This window comes from Comamonas sp. 26 (assembly GCF_002754475.1).
GTDB lineage: Bacteria > Pseudomonadota > Gammaproteobacteria > Burkholderiales > Burkholderiaceae_C > Comamonas.
Window position 1 is genome coordinate 661779 of record NZ_PEFL01000001.1, and the last position, 23208, is coordinate 684986.

30 protein-coding genes, 1 tRNA gene and 1 pseudogene are annotated in these 23208 nt (G+C 59.5%); 9 read left to right on the top strand and 23 right to left on the bottom strand.

Annotated elements, in window-relative coordinates:
• Positions 1 to 75: 75 nt before the first annotated feature.
• Complete coding sequence (locus tag CLU84_RS03120; RefSeq protein ID WP_099737834.1) at positions 76 to 663, top strand: LemA family protein; 588 nt, start codon at positions 76 to 78, stop codon at positions 661 to 663.
• A 3-nt stretch (positions 664 to 666) separates the two neighbouring features.
• Complete coding sequence (locus tag CLU84_RS03125) at positions 667 to 1695, top strand: M48 family metalloprotease (protein WP_099735899.1); 1029 nt, start codon at positions 667 to 669, stop codon at positions 1693 to 1695.
• A 30-nt stretch (positions 1696 to 1725) separates the two neighbouring features.
• On the opposite strand, the gene CLU84_RS03130 is transcribed toward CLU84_RS03125, so the two are convergent.
• From CLU84_RS03130 to radC, 6 genes are all read right to left on the bottom strand, one after another.
• The gene (locus CLU84_RS03130) at positions 1726 to 2538 is read right to left on the bottom strand and encodes a spherulation-specific family 4 protein (RefSeq protein ID WP_158235162.1); all 813 of its coding nucleotides are present in this window, start codon (positions 2536 to 2538) and stop codon (positions 1726 to 1728) included.
• Positions 2539 to 2835: 297 nt separating this feature from the next.
• A complete protein-coding gene (locus CLU84_RS03135) occupies positions 2836 to 3492 on the bottom strand; it encodes a Smr/MutS family protein (RefSeq protein WP_099735901.1) in 657 nt (218 codons plus the stop codon).
• Between the two features lie 89 nt (positions 3493 to 3581).
• A complete protein-coding gene (locus CLU84_RS03140; protein WP_099735902.1) occupies positions 3582 to 6188 on the bottom strand; it encodes a TonB-dependent receptor in 2607 nt (868 codons plus the stop codon).
• Positions 6189 to 6317: 129 nt separating this feature from the next.
• Complete coding sequence (locus CLU84_RS03145) at positions 6318 to 7307, bottom strand: FecR family protein (RefSeq protein ID WP_099735903.1); 990 nt, start codon at positions 7305 to 7307, stop codon at positions 6318 to 6320.
• 3 nt (positions 7308 to 7310) lie between these two features.
• Entirely contained in the window at positions 7311 to 7826 is a 516-nt protein-coding gene (locus tag CLU84_RS03150) for a sigma-70 family RNA polymerase sigma factor (RefSeq protein WP_099735904.1), read from the bottom strand.
• Positions 7827 to 7982: 156 nt separating this feature from the next.
• The gene (gene radC, locus CLU84_RS03155; protein ID WP_099735905.1) at positions 7983 to 8663 is read right to left on the bottom strand and encodes a DNA repair protein RadC; all 681 of its coding nucleotides are present in this window, start codon (positions 8661 to 8663) and stop codon (positions 7983 to 7985) included.
• Between the two features lie 119 nt (positions 8664 to 8782).
• Here radC and CLU84_RS03160 point away from each other — a divergent pair, with 119 nt between their 5' ends.
• The 5 genes from CLU84_RS03160 (at position 8783) to CLU84_RS03180 (ending at position 13241) form a co-directional block, all read left to right on the top strand.
• A complete protein-coding gene (locus CLU84_RS03160) occupies positions 8783 to 9265 on the top strand; it encodes a peptidylprolyl isomerase (RefSeq protein WP_099735906.1) in 483 nt (160 codons plus the stop codon).
• 1 nt (position 9266) lies between these two features.
• Complete coding sequence (gene ispH, locus CLU84_RS03165; RefSeq protein WP_099735907.1) at positions 9267 to 10256, top strand: 4-hydroxy-3-methylbut-2-enyl diphosphate reductase; 990 nt, start codon at positions 9267 to 9269, stop codon at positions 10254 to 10256.
• Positions 10257 to 10439: 183 nt separating this feature from the next.
• Positions 10440 to 11756: a serine--tRNA ligase gene (serS, locus tag CLU84_RS03170; protein ID WP_099735908.1), complete on the top strand. Its 1317-nt coding sequence runs from the start codon at positions 10440 to 10442 to the stop codon at positions 11754 to 11756.
• 31 nt (positions 11757 to 11787) lie between these two features.
• Positions 11788 to 11877, top strand: a tRNA-Ser gene (locus CLU84_RS03175).
• A gap of 170 nt (positions 11878 to 12047) precedes the next feature.
• Complete coding sequence (locus tag CLU84_RS03180) at positions 12048 to 13241, top strand: integrase arm-type DNA-binding domain-containing protein (RefSeq protein WP_099735909.1); 1194 nt, start codon at positions 12048 to 12050, stop codon at positions 13239 to 13241.
• Here CLU84_RS03180 and CLU84_RS03185 read toward each other — a convergent pair.
• From CLU84_RS03185 to CLU84_RS03230, 12 genes and pseudogenes are all read right to left on the bottom strand, one after another.
• Complete coding sequence (locus tag CLU84_RS03185; protein ID WP_099735910.1) at positions 13235 to 13456, bottom strand: AlpA family transcriptional regulator; 222 nt, start codon at positions 13454 to 13456, stop codon at positions 13235 to 13237. The genes CLU84_RS03180 and CLU84_RS03185 overlap by 7 nt on opposite strands.
• A gap of 14 nt (positions 13457 to 13470) precedes the next feature.
• Positions 13471 to 13701 carry a hypothetical protein gene (locus tag CLU84_RS03190; protein WP_099735911.1) on the bottom strand — a complete coding sequence of 77 codons (231 nt, stop codon included), beginning with the start codon at positions 13699 to 13701 and terminating at the stop codon, positions 13471 to 13473.
• A complete protein-coding gene (locus CLU84_RS03195) occupies positions 13698 to 14177 on the bottom strand; it encodes a hypothetical protein (RefSeq protein ID WP_099735912.1) in 480 nt (159 codons plus the stop codon). The genes CLU84_RS03190 and CLU84_RS03195 overlap by 4 nt, the downstream gene beginning before the upstream one ends.
• Positions 14178 to 14180: 3 nt before the next feature.
• Positions 14181 to 14363, bottom strand: coding sequence for a hypothetical protein (locus CLU84_RS22125; RefSeq protein WP_099735913.1), 183 nt, complete (start codon positions 14361 to 14363; stop codon positions 14181 to 14183).
• Between the two features lies 1 nt (position 14364).
• Entirely contained in the window at positions 14365 to 14877 is a 513-nt protein-coding gene (locus tag CLU84_RS03205) for a hypothetical protein (protein ID WP_099735914.1), read from the bottom strand.
• 102 nt (positions 14878 to 14979) lie between these two features.
• The gene (locus CLU84_RS21775) at positions 14980 to 15198 is read right to left on the bottom strand and encodes a hypothetical protein (RefSeq protein ID WP_144445405.1); all 219 of its coding nucleotides are present in this window, start codon (positions 15196 to 15198) and stop codon (positions 14980 to 14982) included.
• Positions 15195 to 15581 carry a hypothetical protein gene (locus CLU84_RS03210; RefSeq protein WP_099735915.1) on the bottom strand — a complete coding sequence of 129 codons (387 nt, stop codon included), beginning with the start codon at positions 15579 to 15581 and terminating at the stop codon, positions 15195 to 15197. Before CLU84_RS03210 ends, CLU84_RS21775 begins: the two co-directional genes overlap by 4 nt.
• Positions 15571 to 15960 carry a hypothetical protein gene (locus CLU84_RS03215; protein WP_099735916.1) on the bottom strand — a complete coding sequence of 130 codons (390 nt, stop codon included), beginning with the start codon at positions 15958 to 15960 and terminating at the stop codon, positions 15571 to 15573. The genes CLU84_RS03210 and CLU84_RS03215 overlap by 11 nt, the downstream gene beginning before the upstream one ends.
• Positions 15960 to 16304 (bottom strand): hypothetical protein, encoded by a 345-nt coding sequence (locus CLU84_RS03220; protein WP_099735917.1) that lies wholly within the window; start codon positions 16302 to 16304, stop codon positions 15960 to 15962. Before CLU84_RS03220 ends, CLU84_RS03215 begins: the two co-directional genes overlap by 1 nt.
• On the bottom strand, positions 16294 to 17925 hold the full coding sequence (locus CLU84_RS03225; RefSeq protein WP_233209910.1) for a hypothetical protein: 1632 nt from the start codon (positions 17923 to 17925) through the stop codon (positions 16294 to 16296). The genes CLU84_RS03220 and CLU84_RS03225 overlap by 11 nt, the downstream gene beginning before the upstream one ends.
• A 27-nt stretch (positions 17926 to 17952) precedes the next feature.
• A pseudogene (locus CLU84_RS22615) lies at positions 17953 to 18126 on the bottom strand (hypothetical protein); the annotation flags it as partial.
• Between the two features lie 53 nt (positions 18127 to 18179).
• A complete protein-coding gene (locus CLU84_RS03230; protein ID WP_099737835.1) occupies positions 18180 to 20060 on the bottom strand; it encodes a DNA cytosine methyltransferase in 1881 nt (626 codons plus the stop codon).
• Positions 20061 to 20138: 78 nt separating this feature from the next.
• Here CLU84_RS03230 and CLU84_RS03235 point away from each other — a divergent pair, with 78 nt between their 5' ends.
• Positions 20139 to 20396: a DUF1488 family protein gene (locus CLU84_RS03235; RefSeq protein WP_099735919.1), complete on the top strand. Its 258-nt coding sequence runs from the start codon at positions 20139 to 20141 to the stop codon at positions 20394 to 20396.
• A gap of 181 nt (positions 20397 to 20577) precedes the next feature.
• Complete coding sequence (locus tag CLU84_RS21780; RefSeq protein WP_144445406.1) at positions 20578 to 21261, top strand: hypothetical protein; 684 nt, start codon at positions 20578 to 20580, stop codon at positions 21259 to 21261.
• Here CLU84_RS21780 and CLU84_RS03240 read toward each other — a convergent pair.
• The 5 genes from CLU84_RS03240 to CLU84_RS22135 form a co-directional block, all read right to left on the bottom strand.
• Complete coding sequence (locus CLU84_RS03240) at positions 21202 to 22146, bottom strand: recombination-associated protein RdgC (RefSeq protein WP_099735920.1); 945 nt, start codon at positions 22144 to 22146, stop codon at positions 21202 to 21204. The two genes, CLU84_RS21780 and CLU84_RS03240, sit on opposite strands and share 60 nt — an antisense overlap.
• A gap of 61 nt (positions 22147 to 22207) precedes the next feature.
• On the bottom strand, positions 22208 to 22357 hold the full coding sequence (locus CLU84_RS22130) for a hypothetical protein (protein ID WP_199173678.1): 150 nt from the start codon (positions 22355 to 22357) through the stop codon (positions 22208 to 22210).
• Between the two features lie 93 nt (positions 22358 to 22450).
• The gene (locus CLU84_RS03245; protein WP_099735921.1) at positions 22451 to 22669 is read right to left on the bottom strand and encodes a hypothetical protein; all 219 of its coding nucleotides are present in this window, start codon (positions 22667 to 22669) and stop codon (positions 22451 to 22453) included.
• Positions 22662 to 22991, bottom strand: coding sequence for a hypothetical protein (locus CLU84_RS03250; protein WP_099735922.1), 330 nt, complete (start codon positions 22989 to 22991; stop codon positions 22662 to 22664). The genes CLU84_RS03245 and CLU84_RS03250 overlap by 8 nt, the downstream gene beginning before the upstream one ends.
• Before the next feature lie 58 nt (positions 22992 to 23049).
• Complete coding sequence (locus CLU84_RS22135) at positions 23050 to 23208, bottom strand: hypothetical protein (protein WP_169108434.1); 159 nt, start codon at positions 23206 to 23208, stop codon at positions 23050 to 23052.

A 23208-nucleotide genomic window follows, 5' to 3' on the forward strand; every position in this document is an offset into this window, starting at 1 on the left:
GCCGTGGCAGCAATGACCACGGCGGCTTTTTGATGTCTGGCTATGATGCGACAAATTATTCAGGGAGAAGAGGATATGACGGCATATATCGCCTTGGCTGTAGTTGTGGTGATCGTTATCTGGGCGGTGGCCATCTATAACCGTCTGCGCACGCACAAGAATCAGGTGGAAAACGCCTTTGCGCAGATTGATGTGCAGCTCAAGCGTCGCCATGACCTGATACCTAATCTGGTGGAAGTGGCGCGCGGCTACATGCAGCACGAGGCACAGACGCTGGAGGCGGTGATTCGCGCACGCAGCACCGCCGTCAGCGCGGCAGACAAGGCGCGCCAGTCACCCGGACAGGCGCAGGCCATGGGCGCGCTGATGGTGGCCGAGCAAGCGTTGGGTGGCCAGATGGGGCGACTGATGGCGCTGGCCGAGGCCTATCCCACGCTCAAGGCGGATGCACGCATGCAGCAGCTCAGCGAAGAGATCACCAGCACTGAAAACCGCATTGGCTTTGCGCGGCAGGCCTATAACGATCAGGTGCTGGATTTCAACAATGAAGCCGGTCAGTTCCCTGATCTGATCGTGGCGCGTCTGGCGGGTTTTGCGCATATGGAAATGCTGCAGTCCACCCAGAACGAGCAAGAGCGCGCAGTCCCTCAAGTCAAGTTCTAAACCATGCGTTTCTGGGAGAGGCAGCGCGAGGCCCGACGCAGCACGCGCTGGCTGCTGCTGGTGTTTGGGCTGTGTGTGCTGGCCGTCGTAGCGTCGGTACATCTGGGGCTGGTGCTGGCTTGGTGGCTGGGCACCATGCTTTTTGGCGGTTGGGACTACCCTACGGGATTTGCCGCCGTGAATATTGGTGTGACCTTGCTGCTGGTGTTGGGCGGCAGCTGGATTGAGCTTGATCAGCTACGCTATGGCGGGCGCAAGCTGGCCGTACGTGTGGGGGCGCGAGAAGCTCGGCCTGGCGGATCGCTGGCCGAGCAGCAACTGTGCAATATCGTCGATGAAATGTGCATTGCTGCGCACTGGCCTGCGCCGCAAGTCACGGTGCTGGCGCGCACCGAAGCCATCAACGCTTTTGCGGCTGGCTGGGATGCGGAGGACGCCATCATCGCCGTCACGCAAGGCGCGCTGGAGCAACTCAATCGGGAAGAAATGCAGGGGCTGGTGGCGCATGAGCTGTCTCATCTGCGCGAAGGCGATACGCGGCTGAACATGCAGCTGGCCGGCATGGTTTATGGGCTAGAGCTGATTCACAACTTTGGCCAAAGTCTGCGCGAGCGCGACAGCATTTTTACGCAGTGGTTTGGCATGTTCATTCAGGCCTCGGGCTTTGTGGGCTGGCTGTGCGGCCAGTTGCTCAAGGCGGCAGTATCGCGCCAGCGTGAATATCTTGCCGATGCCCGGGCCGTGCAATGGACGCGCAGCAAAGACGGCTTGGGCGGTGTGCTGCGCAAGGTGCTGACCCAGCGTGCGCTGGCGCAGCAGCAATACGGCAGCTGGCAGGCCGATGCGCGCAGCCACGCGGGGCTGGACCACCGCATCGTGCAACACATGCTGCTGGCGGAGACCCCGCACGCCAGCCGCCTTGAAGACTGGTTGGAGTCGCACCCCACAGTGCCTGAGCGCATACGCCGCATTTATGGGCGCGATATGCGGCCCCTGCCATTGCCGCTCAACACGTTGCCGCAGGGTCGTTGACCTTGCTTTCGTACCTGCTTTAAGGGCTGCTTAACAGGCGGGAAGTGACTGCTGCTTGTTGATGGCATCTACGCTGTCCAGCAACTGGGTCCAGTACTTGGGCAGGCTTTTCCAAGGGTTGCCAATCCCGGTGCTGTAATCGAACTCAAGCTCCGTCACATAGATCAGGCTGGTGTGAATACGCGGCAGTGCCGCCATGGTCAGTGTCTGCTGCATCAGCTTGCAGTTGTCGGCGTTGTGCACCAGCGCGGCCTGTATCGTGCTGGGTTTGTCATAGACCCAGTTGTGCAAGGTGGCCGGGTTGAAGCTCCGGTAATCAACCTCTTTGCCCTCAAAGGTTACCAGCGTATCGCTGACCGATGCATAGGCTTCTACAGGAAGGGTGCCCGGATTGCCGATGATCTGAAGATTGAGGCCTTTGCCTCTGATGTAGTTGGCAACATCACTGTAAAAATCCAGTTGCTTGCCTTTGGCTTCCATTTCATCGAGAAAGAAACCACTGACCTCTGGGTAATGCAGGAGGTAGTTATCGATATTGGCTTTGACTTCCGCAAGCGAACGCTTTGCATAGTTGGTGCTGACATATCCGACAACATTGCCGCCAGCCAATTTGAAGGAGGCTATGGCATTGGTGAGCGCGACGTTCACATTGGTAAATTTTCCGTTTTGTGGATTCAGGATGGCTGTGATCTTCACATCCGGGTGGGCTTTTGCACTACTGGTCATCACATCCCAGCCAGGGGCTGGATTGAAATAAGCAGGTACCAGTACTTGCATCGGGGTAGGAGTGACCGATGGCGTCTCCTCTTTTGCAGCGGGAACAATCTCTGCTGGATTGTTCACAGATGAGGAGCCCGAGCCGGCATTGCTGCCTCCGCTACCTACGGCATTGCTGCTGCCATTGCTGTTGCTATTACTGTTTTCAAGACTGGCGCTGCTTCCATCGCCGCCGCCGCAGGCAGCCAGAGACAGGGAGATTGCCAGCAGGCAGGCGGTCAGGCGGAAAGGATGCAATGTAAGAGACGACATGAATGTGGAGGGTAAAGAGAGAGAGTGCCGCCTATTTGGGCTGCGCCTTGGGAGCCGTGGAGTGCTTTCGAAAACAGCACTCTTCAGGTGGTCAGAGCTGGTTAGGATTCACTAGACTCGTCTTTTTCCCGGCTGCAGCAGAACGAGCAATGCACCTGCGCCGCCCTCGGCCGGGCGAGCTTGTACAAAGGCCAGTACTTCCTTCTTTTGCACCAGCCAGCTATGCACCTTGCCCTTGAGCACGGGCGTGCGACCCGGTGATCCAAGCCCTTTACCATGTACGACACGCACGCAGCGTATGCCTGTGCGGTGCGAGAGTCGAATGAACTCTCCAAGTGCCTCGCGGGCTTCGTCAGAGCGCAGGCCGTGCAGGTCCAGCTGGCGCTGAATGCTCCAGTGGCCACCGCGCAGCTTGCGCGTCACATCAAGCCCGATGCCAGGGCGGCGAAAGCTCAGCTGGTCATCCACATCCAGCAAGGTGCTGACATCGAATTCGTCACTCATGGCTTCGCGCAGCACGCTTTGCTCGTCAAGCAGAAACTGCAGCGGCTCGGGTGCCGGTGGCTCGCTCGGTTGCCAGCGCCGGGTGGTGGGGCTGCGCAGCGGCGTGACCGGCCCCACCGTTTTTTCAAACAGGTTTTGCTCTTCCAGCGCCCGTCGCACGGCCTCGGCCCGTTGTTGCTGGCGCAAGGCCTCGCGTGCAGCCGCTTCGGCCAGCGAGCGGCGAAGAGGGGCGAGGTCCTGGAAACGGGTGGCTTTCAGCATCATGGTGACGCCGGTTGTACCGCATATTTGCCTGCCCTCAGAGCAAATGCTGGCACAGCAGGGGCTTTGCAGGCCCCCGCTTGTGCGTTGGATCAGAAGTTGTAGCGAGCGCTGACCTGTACGCTGCGTGGTGTGCCGTACATGCCCGAGTACCACCAGCCTGACATGGCCGCGATGTACTTTCGGTCAAACAGGTTGTTTACGTTCAGGCTCAGCGCGAGCTTGTCATTGACCTGGTAGCGTGCCATCAGGCCGACCACGGCATAAGCGCCCTGGCGAGCGGTGGCTTCTTTACCGATCTGCCAGATTTCGCCGGTGTAGGAGATGCCGCTGTTCCAGTTCACACCGCCACCCACCGTGAGCTTGCGCCATTCGCCTGGCATGCGGTACGTGGTCCACAAGCGGGCCATGTGGCGGGGAAAGGTGGTGTTGATGCGAGCGCCCTTCGCATCTTTTGAGGCACTGAAGTTGTAGGAGGCGGTAATGGCCCAGTCTGGTGTGATGGCACCATTGACTTCTAGGTCGATACCGTGTGTTTTGGCACCCTTGATGGCGCGAGAGGCGGTGTCGGTGGTGCCTGGAATGAACTGGCCCGGGTCATCGGTGGCCAGATTGTCCTGGCGGATCTGGTAGATAGCCGCGCTGCTGTTCAGGCGCCCGCCCAGCCAGTCGCTTTTGATGCCAGCCTCATAGGTATTGCCTTCCTGTGGGTCAAGAAAGGCTCCATTGCGATCCCGTGAGGTCTGTGGGTTGTAAATGGTGGAGTAGCTGGTGTACAGGGTGTGCTGCGGGCTCAGGGTGTAGATCAGACCGGCATAGGGCGTGAATATGCGGTTTTCCGATGCCGGTGAGTTGGCGTAGTAGCCGCTGGTGTTGGTGGTGACGTAGTCACTGCGGTAGTTCATCAGCTTGCCACCAACGATCAGCTTGAGGCTGTCGGCGAGCGCAAAGCGGCCTGCGCCATAGACGCTGCTCTGGCTGCGGGTGCTGTCATAGACCACGGTGGGATTGTTAAACACGGGCTTGCCGTTGTTATCCCATTGGTAGATGTTGACGGGTTTTCCGCGCAGTCCGCTCACATCCAGGCTGCCATCGGTATAGCTCTGAAAGCTGGTATGGTCCATGCCAAAAACCAGTTCATGTTCGCGGCCGCCGAGTGTGATGGGGCCGCGCACATGGATGTCAAAAGTCTTGTTGCGCAAGCGGTAGTCGCGTCGTTCGGCATTCAGCTTCAGGCCATCGCCAGTGACAGGGTCAAATGGCGCGGCATTGACGTTCAGGTAAACGGCATCTTCTCGCTGGGAGGAGCGCAGGTGGTTGGCAGAGAGCTTGAGCTTCCAGTTGTCGGGAAGCGACTGTTCCAGCGCCGCAAAGGTGGTGGTCGAGTTGGTATTGAACCGGTTATCGCGGCTGGCACTGTTGAACGAGGTGGGGAACTGATTTTGTTGGCCTTCACTGTTGAATAGCGGAAACCCCAGATACGACATGGAGCCGCGTGAGCGGCTGCGTTGGTGGTCCAGCCCAGCTGTGAGCTGCAGGGTGGATGTCAGGTCGGCCTGTATCACGCCATACAGCACGTCTTTTTTCTTGCTGTAGAAGTCAATGTGGCTGTCGGCATCTTGGTGCACGCCCACAAAGCGCCCGCGCACGGTGCCTGCTTCGTTCAGTGGCGAAGAGATGTCAACCATGGCCCGGCGGTTACCAAAAGAGCCCGCACTGGCTTCGGCTGAGGCCTGAAACTGCTCGGTAGGCTTTTTGCGCACCAGGTTGACGATGCCCGAGGGGTCGCCTGCGCCCGTGGTCAGGCCCGATGCGCCGCGCAGCACTTCCACGCGGTCATACAAGGCCATGTCGGCAATGCTTTGGGTGGGCAGTGCATCCAGACCCAGAAACTCGGAATGCGTGCTGACCCCATCGATCTGGTAGTTGGTGATGGCATAGCCGCGTGCATTGGCATTGCTGCGTTCGGTGCCCAGCACCGAGGTGCTGATGCCTGGGGTACGCATCAGCACCTCGTTGATGGTGGTGAGGCTCTCATCCTCCATGCGTTGCTGTGTGATAACGCTGATCGACTGGGGCGTGTCGCGCAGGCTCAGTGCAAGTCCTGTGGACATGCTGGTGGGGCCTTGGGCAGTGTAGGCACCCGTACCTTCGGTGGCTCCCGAGTTGTCGGCATGAGCAGTGACCCGCACTTCTGCCAAGGCATGCTCAGCCGAGCTTGAGCCTGGAGCGGCGGTGCGGGAGGCGGTGGCGGAGGCCATTGCCACGTTATCTTGCAAAACGGTGAGTGTGCCGTTCGGTGTGCTGGCCAGCCGCAAGCCGCTGCCTGCCAATGCAAGCTGTGCCGCACGTTCCACGCTGTAGCTGCCTTGCACGGTTGGCGCGCGCTTGCCTGCGAGTAAAGCGGGGCTAGCACTGATGCTGCGCTGGCCCTGGCGGGCGATGCGAGTCAAGGTATCGTCCAGCGGGCCGGCTGGCAGATTCCAGCTCACGGCTGTGCTGGACTGGGCGGATTTTGCCGATGCTTCTGCGGGCGATCCCTGCGCGGTCTTGGTGGCACTTGGTGCGGGCTCGGCAGATTGCGCATGAGCACTGGAGAGCGTGGCCAGCGAGCAGACCATGGCAATGGGCAAGAGCATGGAAGGAGGGCGCTGCAGGCGGTTTTCGCGGCGGAGGCTGGGAGGGTAAGAAAGGGCCATGGTGTCAGGTGTCCGGTCGTTGCTGTGAAATATCTGGCTTCACTAGCTATGTGCAACAAGCACCTGAAAACCCCTCACGCATTGAAATTTTTTTCCTGAATGTTGGCGGTGATGGTTGTGCGGCATTTGCTACGAGCCGCTTTTGCTCATCTCAATCACCGTAAGCCAAGAGCCCCATTGGCGAATCTGTACCGGGTGGGTGTTCACCAGGTCTTGCAGCATCTGCTGGGGCTGAGCCAGGGAGAAGACGCCAAAAATGCGCACCTGAGCGGCTTGTGGGCTGATGCGGATGATTCCGGCCTGGTATGGCCGCAGCGCCTCAATCACTTCTCCCAGTGATTGATCGTGAACACTGATGATCCCGTCGACCCAGGCTGCGGGGTCCATGCGTTCTGTTTCTATGGGGGTGATCTGATCCGCGTCCATCCAGGCGCTCTGGCCTTCATGCAGTGTGTGCTGCTGGCCTTTGGGGATGCTCAGACGAACGCTGTGTTCGGTGACATGCACCAGCGTTCTGCCTTGCGCCTGGCGCACCATGAAACGGGTGCCAAGCGCCTGTACCTGTCCCTGCTCGCTTTGCACGACAAAGGGGCGAAGGGGGGCTGCAGCTTCGGTCAGGACATGCACCATGAGAGCACCTTCTCTCAGGTGCACCAGGCGCTGAGCGTCATTGAAGACAATGTCTACCGCAGAGCGGGCATCCAGCAAAATCTCGCTGCCATCGGGCAGGCGGTGGTTCATGCGCTGCGCCGTTCCCGTGCGCAGGTCGGCGGCCAACGTGGTCAGCGGTGTCTGGCAATGCACCATCCAGCCCGCTGTGGCGCTGGCGACCAAGGCTGCAAGGCCGCCACCCAGTACTTTTCGCCTGCGAGCCGCTGTGGGTATGGGGGCCAGCAGTGCCTGAATGCCCAGCGCGGTGTTGCCGCTGCCATCGCGGCACATCTGGGTTGATGCCGTGCCCATGCTGCTGGACAGGCGTTGTTGCAACAACGCCCAGGCCTGTGCATGGAGTGGCGACTGGTGCAGCCAGAGTTCAAAGGCCTGCCTCTCCTTATCGCTGACGCGGCCAGAATCCAGCGTGATCAGCCAGTCAATGGCTTGCTCTGTGTTGCGGTCCATGGATCAATCAAGACCGAGGGGTTGCGGCATCTGCATGAGCTGCATCAATGCCTGCTTCATGTAGCGCTCCACGGTGGCGACAGACAGGCACATGACCTCTGCAATTTCTGTATGTTTCATATCTTCGAGGCGGCGAAGTAGAAACACTTGGCGAACCTTGGGTGGAAGGCCCTCCATCCACTGATCCACCGCTTCGATGGCTTCGCGAACCAACGCATAGTCTTCAGGCGATGGAGCGACTTCTTCGGGCAGTGCTGCCAGTGCATCCAGCCAGGCCTGTTCTAGTTCCCGCCTGCGCCAGAAGTGGTAGAGCACCCGCTGAGCCAAGGTGGTCAGATACGCCTTGGGTTCACGAATGGCATGCACCTGCTGACCTGCGATCACTCTGACAAACGTGTCTTGCGTCAGATCTGCAGCCTGATGCGTATTACCCAGCCTGCGCAGCAGCCAGCTCTGCAGCCAGGCATGGTGATCGACATAGAGCGTGTGGACCGGGTCCGCTGCAGGCTGTGAAGACATGGGCTGATAGTATTGCAAATGAGAACGCTTCGCATTCTATATTCTTGTGAGAATGCTTGTAAAACACCTTCTCATCCCTTCCCCTTGCCTACTCTTGAGCGCTGAAACTGTCTGCGGCAAGCAGGCTCGCAAGCCCATCCATCAGTCCACAGTGGATTACATGAGGCCTTGAGTGGCCATGGAAAGCGCAGCGCCTGGGGCCACGATGATGTGATCGAGCACGTGGACATCGATCAGCGCCAGTGCGGCTTTGAGCGTTGCGGTCAGTGACCGGTCGGCATGGCTGGGTTGCACGCTGCCGCTAGGGTGGTTGTGGGCCAAGATGACTGCGCCGGCCTGATGGTGCAGGGCGCGCAGCACGACTTCACGAGGGTAAACGGAGGTTTGCGTCAAAGTACCGCGAAACATTTCTTCCAAAGCCAGCAGGCGGTTCTGACTATCTAGAAACAGCACGGCAAACACTTCATGGCTTTTGGCGGCAAGGTGCAGCTGCAGATAATGCTCGACGGCTTCTGGCGATGAAAACACTTCCCGCTCGCGCAACTGCTGCGCCGTGGCGCGGCGAGCCAGCTCCAGCACGGCCATCAGCTCGGCGCGCTTGGCGGGGCCAAGGCCCTTGACGCTGCTCAGCGCCTTGTAATCAGCGGCCAGCAGACCCGCCAGACCTCCGGTTCCGGGCAGCTCCAGCAGCTCTTGCGCCATTTGCAGCACGGTTTTTCCGGCCATGCCCGTGCGCAGGATGATGGCCAGCAGCTCGGCATCTGAGAGCGCAGCCGAACCCCGCTGAGCGAGCTTTTCGCGCGGCTGGGCGTCCAGTGGCAGGTCTTTGATGGGCATGGGTATTGTGGCGGCTTGTGAGAGGCGAGGAATCTTAGGAGCGAGCCGGCAATCTCAACGCAGCAGCGAAGAGGTTATCGGTGCGCTCTTACAATGAAGCCCAGTTTATCGGGACTTTCATGACCACAAGCGCAACCCCCACCGTCGCTGCCGCGGACCTGCCCGTCGTGCAGGCAGGCTCATTTCTCACGCTGCACTACCGTCTGGCCGGCCCGGCGGGCGATGTGATCAACACCTTCAATGAAAAGCCAGCCACCCTGTCGTTGGGCGCGGGCGAGCTGTCTCCGGCCATGGAAGACAAACTGATTGGAGTGGTTGAAGGCACGCACACCACCTTCGAGCTGGCTGCTGGCGAGGCTTTTGGCGAACGCAATCCAGAAATGATGCAGTGGGTGGCACGCAAGCTCATGAATGAGCTGGGTGACCCCTATGAGAAGTACACCGCTGGCGATGTGGTGCAGTTCCCCACGCCAGATGGCCTGGGCAGCTACGCCGGTGCCGTGGTGCAGGTGCGCGAAGATGGCGCCGTGCTGTTTGACTTCAACCACCCGCTGGCTGGCCAGCCCGTGACGTTTGAAGTGAAGCTGATCGGGGTGCTCTGAAGTGCTGGGCGGCAAAGAAGTTCTGCTGGCCGAGCCACGCGGCTTTTGCGCCGGCGTGGACCGCGCCATCGAAATCGTCGAGCGTGCGCTGACCAAGTTCGGCGCGCCCATCTATGTGCGTCACGAGATCGTGCACAACACCTTTGTGGTCAACGACCTCAAGGCCAAGGGTGCTATCTTTATTGAAGAGCTGGACGAAGTCCCTGAAGGCGCTACGCTGATTTTCTCGGCTCACGGCGTCTCTAAGGCAGTCCAGCAAGAGGCGGTGCGCCGCGGTTTTTCCATCTTTGATGCGACTTGCCCGCTGGTCACCAAGGTGCACGTCGAAGTCGCCAAGCTGGCCAAGGAAGGCTACGAATTTCTGATGATTGGCCACAAGGGCCACCCGGAAGTCGAAGGCACCATGGGGCAGCTGTCCGAAGGCATTCATCTGGTTGAGGATGAAGCGGATGTTGCCAAGGTTGCGCCGCGCCAGACTGAAAAGCTGGCCGTGGTCACGCAGACCACCTTGTCGGTGGACGATGCAGCAGGCATCAAGGCTGCAATTCGCGCCCGCTTCCCTAGCGTGCGTGAACCCAAGCAGCAAGATATTTGCTACGCCACCCAAAACCGCCAGGACGCCGTGAAAATTCTCGCACCCCAGGTGGATTTGGTCATCGTCGTCGGCAGCCCCACCAGCTCCAACAGCAACCGCCTGCGCGAACTCGCGGCCCGCCTGGGCACGCCCGCCTATATGGTGGACAACGCGGGTGAACTCAAAGAAGAGTGGTTTACCGATACCGCTCGCGTGGGCCTGACCGCGGGTGCTTCGGCGCCAGAAGTACTGGTCAATGACGTCATCGCCCGCATCAAGCAACTGGGTGCCGTAGCCGTGCGCAAGATGGACGGTATTGAAGAAACCGTCAAATTCCCTCTGCCCAAGGGCCTGAAGATCGACGAGGCCACAGGCCTTGAGATCGAAGTGCGCAAGGCACCGGAGACCGGACACTAAGCGTTCATCACGCTGATTGCTTTTTATTTCATAGCGCCTTGCGCTGGCTATCTGAAGGTTTGAGGTGATATTCATCCAGAACTCTATGAATAGCTGGCGCAAGGCGCTTTGCTTTTGATAGCGAACCTTCGCAAGCCCCTGAGCGCAAGCCGGGGGCGGCCAGTCGCTCTAAAATCTCAATCTATGCTCGACATTCAACTTCTCCGCAAAGATCTGGACTCGGTCGTCGCCCGACTGCAGACCCGCAAGAACCCCCAAGCCTTCCTGAACGTGGAAGCCTTCAAGGCACTGGAATCCGAACGCAAGTCCATCCAGACGCGCACGGAGGAGCTGCAGTCCAAGCGCAACCAGCTCTCCAAGCAGATCGGCATGCTGATGGGCAAGGGCGAAAAAGACGCTGCTGAAGCCGCCAAGGCCGAAGTTGCCGCCATGAAGAGCGAGCTGGAGCAATCCGCTACGCGCCTCGATCAAATCCAGACCGAGCTGCAAGCCATGCTGGTGGCGGTGCCCAATCTGCCGCACGAATCCGTGCCCGTGGGCGCAGACGAAGAAGGCAATGTGGAAGTGCGCCGCTTTGGCACGCCAAAGACCTTTGACTTCGAAATTAAGGACCATGTGGACCTGGGCGCGCCCATCGGTCTGGACTTTGAAGCCGGTATCAAGCTGACAGGCTCGCGCTTCACCGTCATGCAAGGCCAGATCGCCCGCCTGCACCGTGCGCTGGCCCAGTTCATGCTGGACCTGCAGACCGAGGAACATGGCTACACCGAATGCTATGTGCCCTATATCGTCAACAGCGATTCGCTCAAAGGCACAGGCCAGCTGCCCAAGTTTGAAGGCGATTTGTTTGCGGCCAACAAGGGTGGTCAAGACGCTGAGCCAGTGCCTGACACTGCCGCGCTGTACCTGATCCCCACTGCCGAAGTGCCGCTGACCAATCTAGTGCGCGATGAAGTGCTGGCCGAAGATCGCCTGCCCATCAAGCTTACGGCGCATAGCCCTTGCTTCCGCTCCGAAGCCGGCTCCGGCGGCCGGGACACGCGCGGCCTGATTCGCCAGCACCAGTTCGATAAGGTCGAGATGGTGCAAATCGTTCATCCCGAAAAGAGCTACGAAGCGCTGGAAGAAATGACCGGCCACGCTGAGGCCGTGCTGCAAAAGCTGGGCCTTCCTTACCGCGTGATGAGCTTGTGCACTGGCGATATGGGCTTTGGCGCTGCCAAGACCTATGACCTGGAGGTCTGGGTGCCTGCGCAGGGCACCTACCGCGAAATCAGCTCGGTCTCCAACTGCGAAGCCTTCCAGTCTCGCCGTATGCAAGCCCGCTTCAAGAACGCACAAGGCAAGAACGAACTGGTTCATACCCTGAACGGTTCCGGTCTGGCCGTGGGCCGCACGCTGGTCGCTGTTCTGGAGAACTATCAGAACGCAGACGGCTCGATTTCTGTGCCAGAAGCACTGATTTCGTACATGGGTGGGAAAACTTTGCTGAAGGCCTGATTTTTCAGGTTAGAATAGATGCTTCGACACAGGAGAGGTGGCAGAGTGGTCGAATGTACCTGACTCGAAATCAGGCGTACGTGCAAACGTACCGTGGGTTCGAATCCCACCCTCTCCGCCAAATCGTTTGATTTGGAATTAAAACCCGCGCAAAGCGGGTTTTTTTTCGTCCATTACCTCCCTAAAACTCCCTTAATCCATATTCTTTTGGCCAAATACGCCTAAATTCGACCAGTTAAGCCATAATTCGCATGGCCTACAAGATGGCCTACAAGAATTTGGGAGTCTGGAATGCCTAAGCTGGCGAAGGAAATGGGAGCGCTGGAAGTCTCGCGCTTGAAGGATGACGGGACTTACGCAGTCGGCGGCGTCCTGGGCCTGAACCTGCGGGTCGTTGGGCAAAGCCGCTCCTGGGTGCTGCGATATGCCATCAATGGCGCGCGTAGACGCATGGGCTTGGGCTCCTTCCCCACCGTCACGCTGGCCATGGCGAGGGAAAAGGCTCGGGAAGCGCATCAGAAGATTGATGTAGGCATAGATCCGATAGATGAGCGTGGCACCAAGCGCGCCCAGCGCCAGCTGGAGGCTGCCAAGAAACTGCTGTTCAGGGATGCCGCGCGCCAGTGCATCAAGGCGAAGTCTGCTGAGTGGTCGAATTCCAAGCATGCAGGCCAGTGGACAGCCACCCTTGAAACCTACGCCTTCCCCTCCATTGGGGACATGGACGTGACTTCGATTGATACCCAGCACATCCTGGCGCTGCTTGAGCCCATCTGGAACACCAAGACGGAAACGGCCAGCCGTGTCCGTGGACGTGTGGAAACGGTCCTCGACTGGGCTGCCGTCTTTTGCGGGCACAAGCTGCCCAACCCCGCCCGCTGGACAGGGCACCTTGATCAGATCTTGCCCAGGCCAAAGCGGATTGCTCAGGTGCGCCACCATGAGGCTGTCCCCTTCAAGGAGGTGGCGGGCGTGGTTGCCAAAATTGCGGCCGTAGAAGGTCAGGGCGCACGCGCGCTGCTGTTCCAGTTGCTGACGGCGGTGCGCTCAGGTGAGGCGCGGGAGGCTGCTTGGATTGAGATTGATCTGGAGTCGCGTGTGTGGACGATTCCAGCCGAGCGCATGAAGGCCCGGCGCGAGCATCGCGTACCGCTTTCTAAGCAGGTGGTTGCGTTGCTGGCCGGGCAGGCTCGGATTGAGGGGTGCGACCTGGTGTTTCCTGGGACCAAGAAACAACCGCTGTCGGATATGACGCTTACGGCGGTCATGCGCCGGATGGGGCTTACTGCGGTGCCCCACGGCTTCCGATCGACATTCCGCGACTGGGCTGCGGAATGCACGGACTATGAAAAAGACGTGGTGGAAATGGCGCTGGCCCACACCATTGAAAACAAGGTGGAGGCCGCCTATCGCCGGGGTGACATGCTTGAAAAGCGGGCACCTCTGATGCAGCAGTGGGCTGAACACTGCGCTGCTGCTCAGTAAATGCCTGTGGCCACCGGGCGCGAGGCCAGCCATTCCTTGATGACATTGACTGGCCAGCCCACCTTGCGGCCACCCAGCACCACGGGTGCGGGGAATTTCTTGTCCTTGCGCATGTTGTCGATGGTGGCTTTGCTCAGGCCCACCACGGCAGGCAGTTGAGCCTTGGTGTAAACAAGTGGCTCAATTCGGTTTTCGGCGTTTGTTGGTTTAGTCATGCTGCTATCAAAAGTTAAGCCCCGAATTCGGGGCTTTTTTGTTGTGAGGTGGTGAAGTAGGCGCGGCCTGCTTCGGTAGGGTGGTGGTCAATGCCGGCCAGCATGCCGGCGCGGTGTAGCGCCTGGATGGTGCTGTGGGTTTTGTGGGAAGTGCTGTTTCGCGTGAGGCTGGTGCCCAGTGGGCGGCCATGGACTGCGTTGTGCAGCATGGTGCGCTGGGCGCGGGTGAGCTTCGTGGGCTTCATGCTGGCGCTGACTGCACTGGGTCCAGCTGAGCAACATGGTGCGGAAGGCAGAACATCTCGACCAGGTGCCGCGCAACTGCTCTTTCAATGACTGCTGCTACTCTTGCTTTGGCTTCTCGCTCAAGTTTTGGTAAGAAGTCGGCGCGCTGGGCTTGCAAGAGCTTCAAACCTTCGCGCAGGTCTGGGTGAAGTTCAAGGCAGTCGTCTGCTGGGTCAAGGATCTGGTTCTTATCCCAGCAGATCACATAGCACATGCCCCCAATCACCCGCATGGGGAACCCAGGTGCGCTATCGAGCAGCGTTTCAAGGCTGTCATACAGGCGGCGCAGGTGCTTGCGGTCGTCAAGGTCGAAGTAGCTGGGGCCATCTTCTTCATGTCGCTCCCATGGGTAATAGCCCCGCGATAGGTCGTTCAGAAGTGAGAGTAGGTCGCCTGCGGCTTCGATGTCGCGCTTGCTGGGTTTCGCCATTCTCATAAGTCATCCCTTACGTTGTTGCGCTTGGTAGGCGCGAAGATAGAGGTTCCAGAGGCGCAGGCCATCGGCGCAGCGCGCTTGCTTGCCCGGTGTTGCGCCGGCTGAAATGCAGGTATTGCAGTGAAAGTGGTGGAGCAGGTAGGACTTGTCTTCTGGCAGGCCCACGGTGCTGGCGCTGGTGGCCATGTCAATCGATGCCCAGGTAATCGCGCCAGGGCACCTTGCTGCCATCCACGTTGAATCCCCATTCCTCGATGTAGCGCCATGTGAAGAAGAGGGTGTAGGCTCCGCCGTCGCAGACACGGGCGATGCGGTGGTAGTCGCCAGCCTTGATGGCCCCAGTCATGCCGGCCTGCATTACGCGAGTGGGCTGGCCATGGGTTCGGCGTTCCTCGACATACCAGCCTCGCAGCAGGATCGTGCGGGCATCCCAAGGGTGGTCATGCTCGTGCAGGTCATCGTCTGGCAGGCAGATGTGGTGCACACGGATGCTGGGCAGCCAGCTGTACTTTGCGGGAGCTGTGCGCCCTTCTGCGTTCTTGCCGTAGGGGTTGAGCGTCCACCAGCGGTCCATGTAGAGCTGATCACCCTTGCGAGACATGATCGGCCCGTAGGGTGTGCGCTGTGAGCGGGAGATAAGCCAGTTGGCGATATGGCGCTGGCTCAGGACTCGGGCCAGCAGCTTCCAAAGAAGGTTCATTGAAGGCTCCAGAAATGAAGAACCCCGCTCAGTGGCGGGGCTCGGGGTTGCGTTTCTCTTGATCGCGCTCACGGCGGGCGCGGCGTATGTCTCGTTTGCGGCTCATGCTTGGCCTTTCTGCGCGGCTGCGCGCTGTCCATTGCGGATATTCGCTTTCAACGCCGCCATATATCGCCACTGCCGCGCCCACAGGCGTTTCCAGCGCTTCGGGGCTTTGCGCGGGTCGCCATAGAAGTCGCGGTGAACCCCGTCGATATACGGGTGTGCAAGAAATGAAGCCAAAGCGCGCTTACGGCGCTGGCGTTGTACTGTTGCGCTCATCCCTGCTGCGCTCCTTCCTTGGCTTGGTACATGAACACTGGGAAGCCGTCAGGACGCGACAGGTAACTCAGCTCGATGCCGCGTGGCTTGCATTGCCACTCCACCATGCTGGCGTGCAGGTACTTGCCCATGAGCTTGCGCCAGTCATCAGGAATGAGTGACAGAAGGCCCGCGCTGGATAGCTGGGCTTCCCCCTTGCTCTTGATGACTGCTGCCAGCATGTCCATGTAGAAGTCGCTACTAGCAAGCGCGGCTTGAGCGCATTCGCGTGGCGTGCAGCCGGGGAAAGGCCATTCTTGATAGCGCGCCATGTCCAATACAGGCGCAGGCGGCACTTGGATGGTTCGTGCAAGGTTTGCTGCTGAGAACAGGTCAGTTTGCATGCTCACCCCCTTGCGCTGCCTGGGCGGCGCGCTGTGTAACTTCAGCCAGCGCTGACTTGGCAAGGCTGAGAGTTTCTGTGGCGGTGATGGTTTGCTGCCGGATGATTTCAAGCTGCCGGCCCTTGCGCGCAATCAGTCCTGCAAGCGCCTCTGCCTTTGTGCTGCTTACCCATCGTGCACCAGGGATCAGGGCGAAGCGCATCTTCTTGTAAGGCCACTCGACGGACTGCAGCCATGCGCCCCGTGGCGTTACCTTCACTGCTTTCCATTGCTGCCATTCCAACTCCATGCCCTGATAGGTTTCAGAGCCGTCATCAATGTATTGACCTTCTACGCGGTGCAATATGTCGTTGACCTTCGGTGTGCGCGTCTTGCTCATCACTCCCCCTTTGCTGCCGCGATAGCGGCGGTGCGCGCGATCAGGGCGTCGGATGCTTTGTCCAATTCATCCCCGAAGTACGTGTTAAAGCTGCTGTCGGAAACGGATATGTCGTCCTCATGCAGTTGATTGCGTTCGTCGCGCAATGCTCGATAGCGCTCCGCATCCCGCGCGTCTGCCTGCGCCTGGGGTGCTGGCAACTGCTTGAGAGCCAGTTCAACCTTGCCGCGCGCCATCTGCGCCCACTGGGAGCGAATGCCGTTCACGGCGGCTGTCTCCGCATAAGCATCAACGAGGGCCATCAATTCAGCAGCTGACGGCCTGTCCTTTGTGTCAGTGGTCATTCTTGCTCTCCGAAGTAGGTACGTTGTGCTCAACGATGCGGACGCGCGGCTTGTACTGCTCCAGCGCGGCAGTCCAGTCGGCATGCGTCATGTTCTTTTCAGAATCGCCACCTGGCCAATCGACTTGCAGGCCCAGAGCGCGGCACAGGATTTCGATTTCACCGGCAATCGCGCTCTTGCCGCTGCCGGTGAAGCCGGAAACAGTTACCAGCACTTCGCCTCGCCCCACGTCCTGCGCCTGGGGTGCGAGCATAGGGAGAGGCGAGTGCTTCGGCTTGGCTGCCTGTTTGGCCCGGATGGCTTCAACCTTTGTCCAGATTCGCGCCAGCTCCGTTTCTCCGCACTCATGCATGTCCAAGCCATTGGCAAGACACAGCGCCGCGAGCGTGACCATCACGCCGCCAGCCTCTTGCACGGGTTCGCCAAGGGGGCGCCCGAATACATAGTCCACCAGTTGGTGAGCTTCGCTGGCCGTGCAGCCACACGACTGCACCAGCTCCAAAGCCTCTTCCAGAAAGCGGTGGTTGCGCTCAATGCGGTCAGCAGAGATTTCAGGGCCAAAGCAGCCCATCATCCATGGCTGCACGCGCTGCTGGAAAGCCACCGCCTGCCCTGCCGGTGCAGATACTCCGGCCAGCAGGGCGCGCATCTTGGATTCGATAGCGGCGCGCTTCTCATTAACTAAGCGCTGGGAGCCGTGGCCGTATCCGACATCAGCGGCCTCGCACTCAAGATCTGCAATCAGCCGCATCACTTCCTTTATGACTGCATCAGGCTCAGGCAGCACCGCTGGCGCAGCAGCTTCCAGCATGTCGATGACAAAGTGCAGTGCAGCCTGTTCGTTGGGGCCGAGTAGCTTTTCTTCGCGCAGAAAGCGCTCCATGAAGAAAGATGCGCGGCCTGCGGTCATGCGCTGGCGCTCAATGGTCTGAGCTTGCGCATCTGCTGCCGGGGTGGCGGCAAGAGCTGCGCGAACTGCAACCAGCGCCTTCGCTTCGCTGGTCACACTGATGGAATGGTCTGGATCGGCTTTCAGGATGCGCGCAGTGGCGACTTCCAGCGCGGCTTCGGATTGCAGCAGCGCGTCGCGCACTGCATCAGGCACTGCTACGGCTGCGGGCGCTGCCTGGGGTTCTGTAGCGGCCTGTTGTCGCAATGCCGCCAGAAATTCGGTGCGCTGCTCTACGGTGCGTGCCGCGACTTCATCAGCATCTTCCCCTGTCGCCATCTTGTAGAGCACCTTCATGCGAAGAACCAGCGTGCCTAGTCGGCAACCCTTTCCAATGGTTCCGCCGCCTACCGTCACATCGCATGGCAAACGCCAGTCCATTGGATCTTCGGGCTGCGCTGCCAGCACAGGGGCTGCGTAGAGGTAGCGTGCCTCGTAACCTTCTGCCGCATAACGCTGGTCAGCCAAGACCATGGTTACATGCTCGGCAGCACACGACATCCACGGCTGCCCATGGAATCGACTCTGCCCCCACACCGGTTCCTGCTCAGTCGTCAACTGCTGGTTGACTGCTGGCTCCTGAATCTGGAGAAGGCACTGGCTTGGAGCTGAGATTTTCAGTGCTACGTTCTCGGCTTGCAGTTCTTTGACCCATGCTTGAAGTTGTGACATAGCCAGGTCTCCTCCGCGCTCGTTCCACGCGGTGATTGCTTCCTGCTCAGACTCGTGCCAGCCAATGCCGACAGATCCATTCATCAGCTGGAAATCGCAATCAGAGCAGCCGACGCCGTAGCATCCGTCTTCTATTTTTTCGAGCGTTGCCAGGCCAAGGCAGAAGGGGCATCCGCGCAGGTCTTCGGGTTGTTGGTTCATATTGCTGGCTCCCAGAATGAAAAAGCCCGCTGCTGCGGGCTGGCTGTTGGTGATCAGGCGACTTTTCGGAGTTGGCCTGCTTCGCTGTAGTTCGCGGCCACGATGAGCCGCATGGGTAGGGGGCTGACACTGTTGCCAGCCATTCGCACTTGGGCGGTCTTGGTCAGGGGCTTGCCTGCGGCCGTGCGATCAATCACGTATTCAGGCGGGAAGTCCTGAGCGTTGTAAAGCTCACGCGGAACCAGCATGCGCAGCGTTATGTCCACGATCACCCAAGGCTCACCCTTGAGCCAGACCGTTACCAACGCCAGGCGGTCATGCGTGGTGATGGTGGTGGCTGGCTCGCGCAGGTCGGCCCACTGGCCGCCGCTTGCGTGATACCGCATCAGGAATGCCGCGCAGCGGAGGGCTCCGACTTCATCGTCCTGGCTGAGCTCGTATCGCACCAAGGCATGGTGTTCGCCGCCAGCGCACACGGTTGGCACTGGTTTCGTCATGGCGTTGCCGGTGCTGTTGCGGCGCAGGGTCGTCAAGTGAGCCACGGCCAGTTGCTGCTGGCTGCCGCTGGTCGTGACCGTGGACATGCCATCGCGCAAGTCGCGGGCCAGGGTGGCATTGAAGCCGCCATTGGCCTGCACCATGAACGCGGTAGCCAGGCTCTGGCCGCCGCCGCTGGCAGTCACCGTGCCGATGGGGCCGGTTATTTCGTTGGTGCCGTGGCTGCGGCGCTTGGTCGTGCCCTTGCCCTCGCCGTGGCCGGCCTGCACAAGATATGCAGATGCCACCGCATGCTTGACGCTGCCTGCAACCATGGTGCCGATAGCAGATTCAATATCCATGACGCGGGGCTCTTGGCCCTTGCGCTCTCCATACCCAACCTGAACCATGGACGCGGCAACCAGCCCAATCGTGGTGCCGGTGCCGGGGCGCACTGGATTTCCGCCTGCGGTCACTGTGGGCACAGGTTCGCGCAGATCCACCCCGACAGAGCCGGTGTTGAACTTGGTGATAAACGCTGCCTGTGCTGCAACTGGCGCGATGAACGGCTCTTTGCTGCCCAACACGTATTTCTGCATGCCGTGCTGGATGCGTCGCATCGTGGCCTCGGCCAGATCCTTCTTGCGGCCAAAGATACTGGTGCCGGGAATGCTCCAGTCGATGCAGTCTGCGGCGGGCTTGTGCGGTTTGAGCTGGCCCACGAGCTTCTTGGCGTGGGTCTTCTCGGGCCAGACGATGGGCAGCCCATCGCGGCGGGCCACAAGGTAAAGGCGGGTGCGGGTGCTATGGCAGCCCAAGTCTGCATTGCAGATCACACGCCACTGCACCTGATAACCCATGTCGCGTAGGCCTTGGGTGAAGTGGTTCCAGTTGTGGCCCAGGCGCTTTTTGTCAGGCACCAGAAACTGGTTATGACGCGGCACGCGCTCGCCGGGCTCGGCCACGCGGTAAGTGGTCTTGCCGCTGGCGTCCTTGATCTTGTCCAGAGTGATGACGCGGCCAGTGTCCGGGCAGCGCTTGGCGATCAGCGGCGACCACTGCAGCATCTGCTCCACATTCTCCAGCGTGATCACATCCGGCTGAGCAATGCCAGCCCAGCGATGCACCACCCAAGCCAGCGAGCGAATTTCCTTGCTGCGCGGCTGGCCGCCCAGCGCCTGGCTGTGGTGGGTGCAGTCCGGGGAAGCATGAAGCAGGCCCACCGCCTGGCCACCTGTGGCAGTGCGTGGGCAGATTTCCCACACATCGGCGCGGTAGTGGCGCGTCTGAGGGTGGTTGGCCTCATGCATGCCGATGGCATCGGGGTCATGGTTGATCGCAATGTCAACGTGGCGACCGATAGCCTGCTCGATACCGGTGGAGGCTCCACCACCGCCAGCAAACAGATCAATCACCAGTTCACTGTGAACCGGCAGCACAAATTGAGGGGTAAGCATAGGGCTCCAGAAAGCAAAAAAGCCCACTTAGTGCTGGGCTATGGATAAACTCCTGCTGATTAATTCAGGGAGGCATATATGGATCAAATGGATGCCGGTGCAACTTATGAAATGAGCCCACGCAGAGTGGTTTTTGAATACCACACGAATGGGGAGGCTCGATCAGCCGCTATTAGTGGCGATGCCCTTGAGCGCCTGATCGGAAGCAAGGATCTTGCTGGCCTGGCACAAAACTTGGCGGCATATCAGGCTCATTGGAAAGCTATCCATGGCCTAGCGGCGAGAAAGCATGATCAAGGACACGAGCCGGTCGTCATTCGTGTTGGCGACATTTAGGATTTATAGATCGGCCAGAGGTTGTCAACCCAGACGACTTGGGCTCCGGCCATGGCTAAGTCGATGCAGAATCCTCCAGCGCAGGCAAAGAGATCGTTTGCTCGCATAGGGCTCCAGAAAGCAAAAAGCCCGCTCAGTGGCGGGCCGGTGAAACGGTAGGATTGCGCCCCAGGAGGAGCGCATGAGCACAGAATTTTCCGAGCTGCTTATAAGTGCAGCATCAGCAATTGGAACCTTGGGTGCAGTAGGGGCTGCATTTCATTTGTCTAGGAAAACAGATGACATCCGAAATAGAGATGAAGAGCGGCTTCAGCGGATTCATTCTTTAAACCTGTTACCTGTTCTAGAAGCAATCCACTCGGATTTGAGGGCATCGTTCGCGTATGTGATCTTTTCTGATGAGGCTCCACGTTCGATGGATGACGTCTCGGAGAGACTAAACAGAGCCATAAAATGGTCGCAGGATTTCGAAGAACTTTCAGCCATAGAGTCGCTGACAGCAGCTTCTTTGCTCAAGCTTCCGGAAATCCCATCGCTACGTATTTCCTATGCGCTTGGTCTGCTCCGAGCGCTGCGACTAGATATTTCTAGGTTCAGTGCCGAACATTGGGCCGATCCGGTCCCCGCGTCTGCTCACAAGGCCCGTGAGTGGGCATTGGCGCAGAGCACAGCCAGCGACTACATTGGCGTTGCACTTTATTCTTTAAGTCAGGTGGCAATGCAGGAGTCAATAGTTCCAAGTGGCGCAGAAATCACTGGGTTTTCTGACGATATTCATCCGGAAGCCTCGACGCGGCGACTCAGCTTAGCGAGTATTGTTGCGCGTTGTTTTCGTGGCAAACGTGCTGGCGCTGGCAGCCAGTGAGGCGGGGAGGCCGCCCAGCGCATCGATCAAGTCAGGAATTAGCCGCGAGAGCTCGCCCGTGGCAATCGTCACATCGGTATCAAAGCCGCCATCGTCCTTGCTGTTGCCGTCCATGACTGCATCCAGCAACGCGATGTTCTTGATCTGCAGACCTTCGGTCAGCACAAAGCTCACGCGGTCGTCCCAGGTCATGGCCAGCTTGGTGGGCATCTTTCCGTGCTCGATGTGCTCGCGCACCTCATCAATGTCCAGTGGGTGACGGGCGTAGCGCACCACGGCCTTGGATTCGTCGGAGGCTTTCAGCTCCGTCTCGCGGTCAGCGGTGAAGCCAGCCGGCGGCTCCTGCGTCATTAGCCAGTGGGCCATGGCAGCCTGTGGGCTGGTCTGGGTGTCCAACAGGGCCAGCGCAAAACCGGGCAGACCTTCGACCAGCAGCGTGACAACTTCGTCGGCGCGGCCTTGGGCGCTGGTATCCAGCACCAGGGTGCGCGCCTGCGGATCGATCCAGACCCACATGCTGCCTTGCTTGGTGAAAGCCATGGGCAGCAGATCCAGCTTGGCTTCGTCCTTGAGATCGCGCTTTTCCTTCTTGCCGGGCTTGCGGCCTTCGGTCTTCTCAATGTGCTCAGCCTTTTCGTTAACCCTGCGGTTGAGCACGCTGGCCGGCAGCATCTTCGACTCGCTCATGAAACGCATCACCCACTGACCGGCCACGGACTCGACCAGAGGGCCATGCTGCTCGCCTCGCGGCGGCACCCAGCCTACGGAGCGCTCTTGCGTCGCGCCACACTCGACAAACACCGTCTTTTGCAAGGCATCGGCCAGCATCTGCAGATCGCCTTGCCAGCTCTCGGCTATGCGATAAATGATCATGTTCTTGAACATGGAGTCTCCAGAAACAAAAAAGCCACCTCAGTGGGTGGCTTGGTGATGGTGGCGTGTTTGCTTAGAAAGCGTCGACGCTGTATTCGCCTTCAGGGGGTGGGTTCTGCGACAGCATGCGCAGGACTTCCTCTGGGGAGCGTGGATCTGGTAGCTGAGACATGACCTCCTGCGTCGCTTTGAGTTCTTGATATGCGGCGTACGGGTAAGTCATGACTACTCCTTGATGAGGTGGCTAAAACTGGTGTGTCTTGTTTTAACGCGCGAGCATGTCAGTTGGTTGACAGGAATGTAAGAGGCAACTGTTTTAGGGATGCTCGCGCAGACATTGCACTGTTTTGTCGTCCAGCCACTCGGCATGCATGCCGGGGCAGGCAAAGGCATCGCGGGCTGCCATACGAACAGTGCCGGGCGGGGATGGTGGTTCGCTGGGTTCTTCCTCTGCCTGGACTGGTTCGGTGACCCACAGAAGCGCAAGCACCACGGAGAAGATCGCCAGAGCGATCGCGTAAAAGGCTTTAGTCATCGTTGTCGTCCTCATCGTCTTGGCCTTGCACGCCAGACTGGTGAATGAGCAGGGAGCGATAGCCGGGGCTGTCTCCTGCCTTGGATAAATCAATGCGGTGAGTGGTACCGCCGCGCCATGCATGGCTATCGGTGAAGTTGGGCAGGCCTGGCAGGTGCTCAATCCCTGCGATGGGCTCTATCGTGGTGCGCAGGGTGATGCCGCTCTCAGTCGCCAGGCGGGCCAAGGTGCGGGCAGAGATGCCAGTGGCTTTGCTCAGGGTGCGTGCGGTGGCGCGCGGCCCGAAGACTCTCACCAATTCATAAGCGTCTTGAAAATGCATAAATTTGCCTCTAACGCTTATGAATAAAGCGCGAGTAGCTATAAAAGTTGATTGATGGTCAGAGTGGCCAGGCGCTTGGGGTGGAGGCCATGAGCAGCGCAGCCGCGCCTGTCAGGCCGAAGATGCCGATAGCAGCCAGTGCCCACTGCAGGGCGATCAGCAGTTTTGTTCCTGAGGTGGTGCTATCCGTTGAAGTGCGAGGCGGATGAGCGGCCAT

Excerpts from the sequence above, each read along its gene's own strand:
- CLU84_RS22135 (WP_169108434.1), bottom strand. The coding sequence starts at position 23,208 with ATGGCCGCTCATCCGCCTCGCACTTCAACGGATAGCACCACCTCAGGA.
- CLU84_RS03240 (WP_099735920.1), bottom strand. The coding sequence starts at position 22,146 with ATGTTCAAGAACATGATCATTTATCGCATAGCCGAGAGCTGGCAAGGC.
- CLU84_RS03195 (WP_099735912.1), bottom strand. The coding sequence starts at position 14,177 with ATGAGAATGGCGAAACCCAGCAAGCGCGACATCGAAGCCGCAGGCGAC.
- CLU84_RS03125 (WP_099735899.1), top strand. The coding sequence starts at position 667 with ATGCGTTTCTGGGAGAGGCAGCGCGAGGCCCGACGCAGCACGCGCTGG.
- radC (WP_099735905.1), bottom strand. The coding sequence starts at position 8,663 with ATGCCCATCAAAGACCTGCCACTGGACGCCCAGCCGCGCGAAAAGCTC.
- CLU84_RS03245 (WP_099735921.1), bottom strand. The coding sequence starts at position 22,669 with ATGACTAAAGCCTTTTACGCGATCGCTCTGGCGATCTTCTCCGTGGTG.
- CLU84_RS03220 (WP_099735917.1), bottom strand. The coding sequence starts at position 16,304 with ATGACCACTGACACAAAGGACAGGCCGTCAGCTGCTGAATTGATGGCC.
- CLU84_RS03135 (WP_099735901.1), bottom strand. The coding sequence starts at position 3,492 with ATGATGCTGAAAGCCACCCGTTTCCAGGACCTCGCCCCTCTTCGCCGC.
- CLU84_RS03160 (WP_099735906.1), top strand. The coding sequence starts at position 8,783 with ATGACCACAAGCGCAACCCCCACCGTCGCTGCCGCGGACCTGCCCGTC.
- CLU84_RS03250 (WP_099735922.1), bottom strand. The coding sequence starts at position 22,991 with ATGCATTTTCAAGACGCTTATGAATTGGTGAGAGTCTTCGGGCCGCGC.
- CLU84_RS03235 (WP_099735919.1), top strand. The coding sequence starts at position 20,139 with ATGGATCAAATGGATGCCGGTGCAACTTATGAAATGAGCCCACGCAGA.
- CLU84_RS03210 (WP_099735915.1), bottom strand. The coding sequence starts at position 15,581 with ATGCAAACTGACCTGTTCTCAGCAGCAAACCTTGCACGAACCATCCAA.
- CLU84_RS22130 (WP_199173678.1), bottom strand. The coding sequence starts at position 22,357 with ATGACTTACCCGTACGCCGCATATCAAGAACTCAAAGCGACGCAGGAG.
- CLU84_RS03185 (WP_099735910.1), bottom strand. The coding sequence starts at position 13,456 with ATGACTAAACCAACAAACGCCGAAAACCGAATTGAGCCACTTGTTTAC.
- CLU84_RS21780 (WP_144445406.1), top strand. The coding sequence starts at position 20,578 with ATGAGCACAGAATTTTCCGAGCTGCTTATAAGTGCAGCATCAGCAATT.
- CLU84_RS03150 (WP_099735904.1), bottom strand. The coding sequence starts at position 7,826 with ATGTCTTCACAGCCTGCAGCGGACCCGGTCCACACGCTCTATGTCGAT.
- CLU84_RS21775 (WP_144445405.1), bottom strand. The coding sequence starts at position 15,198 with ATGAGCGCAACAGTACAACGCCAGCGCCGTAAGCGCGCTTTGGCTTCA.
- CLU84_RS03180 (WP_099735909.1), top strand. The coding sequence starts at position 12,048 with ATGCCTAAGCTGGCGAAGGAAATGGGAGCGCTGGAAGTCTCGCGCTTG.
- serS (WP_099735908.1), top strand. The coding sequence starts at position 10,440 with ATGCTCGACATTCAACTTCTCCGCAAAGATCTGGACTCGGTCGTCGCC.
- CLU84_RS03120 (WP_099737834.1), top strand. The coding sequence starts at position 76 with ATGACGGCATATATCGCCTTGGCTGTAGTTGTGGTGATCGTTATCTGG.
- CLU84_RS22125 (WP_099735913.1), bottom strand. The coding sequence starts at position 14,363 with ATGGCCACCAGCGCCAGCACCGTGGGCCTGCCAGAAGACAAGTCCTAC.
- CLU84_RS03190 (WP_099735911.1), bottom strand. The coding sequence starts at position 13,701 with ATGAAGCCCACGAAGCTCACCCGCGCCCAGCGCACCATGCTGCACAAC.
- CLU84_RS03140 (WP_099735902.1), bottom strand. The coding sequence starts at position 6,188 with ATGGCCCTTTCTTACCCTCCCAGCCTCCGCCGCGAAAACCGCCTGCAG.
- CLU84_RS03205 (WP_099735914.1), bottom strand. The coding sequence starts at position 14,877 with ATGAACCTTCTTTGGAAGCTGCTGGCCCGAGTCCTGAGCCAGCGCCAT.
- CLU84_RS03225 (WP_233209910.1), bottom strand. The coding sequence starts at position 17,925 with ATGTCACAACTTCAAGCATGGGTCAAAGAACTGCAAGCCGAGAACGTA.
- CLU84_RS03230 (WP_099737835.1), bottom strand. The coding sequence starts at position 20,060 with ATGCTTACCCCTCAATTTGTGCTGCCGGTTCACAGTGAACTGGTGATT.
- CLU84_RS03145 (WP_099735903.1), bottom strand. The coding sequence starts at position 7,307 with ATGGACCGCAACACAGAGCAAGCCATTGACTGGCTGATCACGCTGGAT.
- CLU84_RS03215 (WP_099735916.1), bottom strand. The coding sequence starts at position 15,960 with ATGAGCAAGACGCGCACACCGAAGGTCAACGACATATTGCACCGCGTA.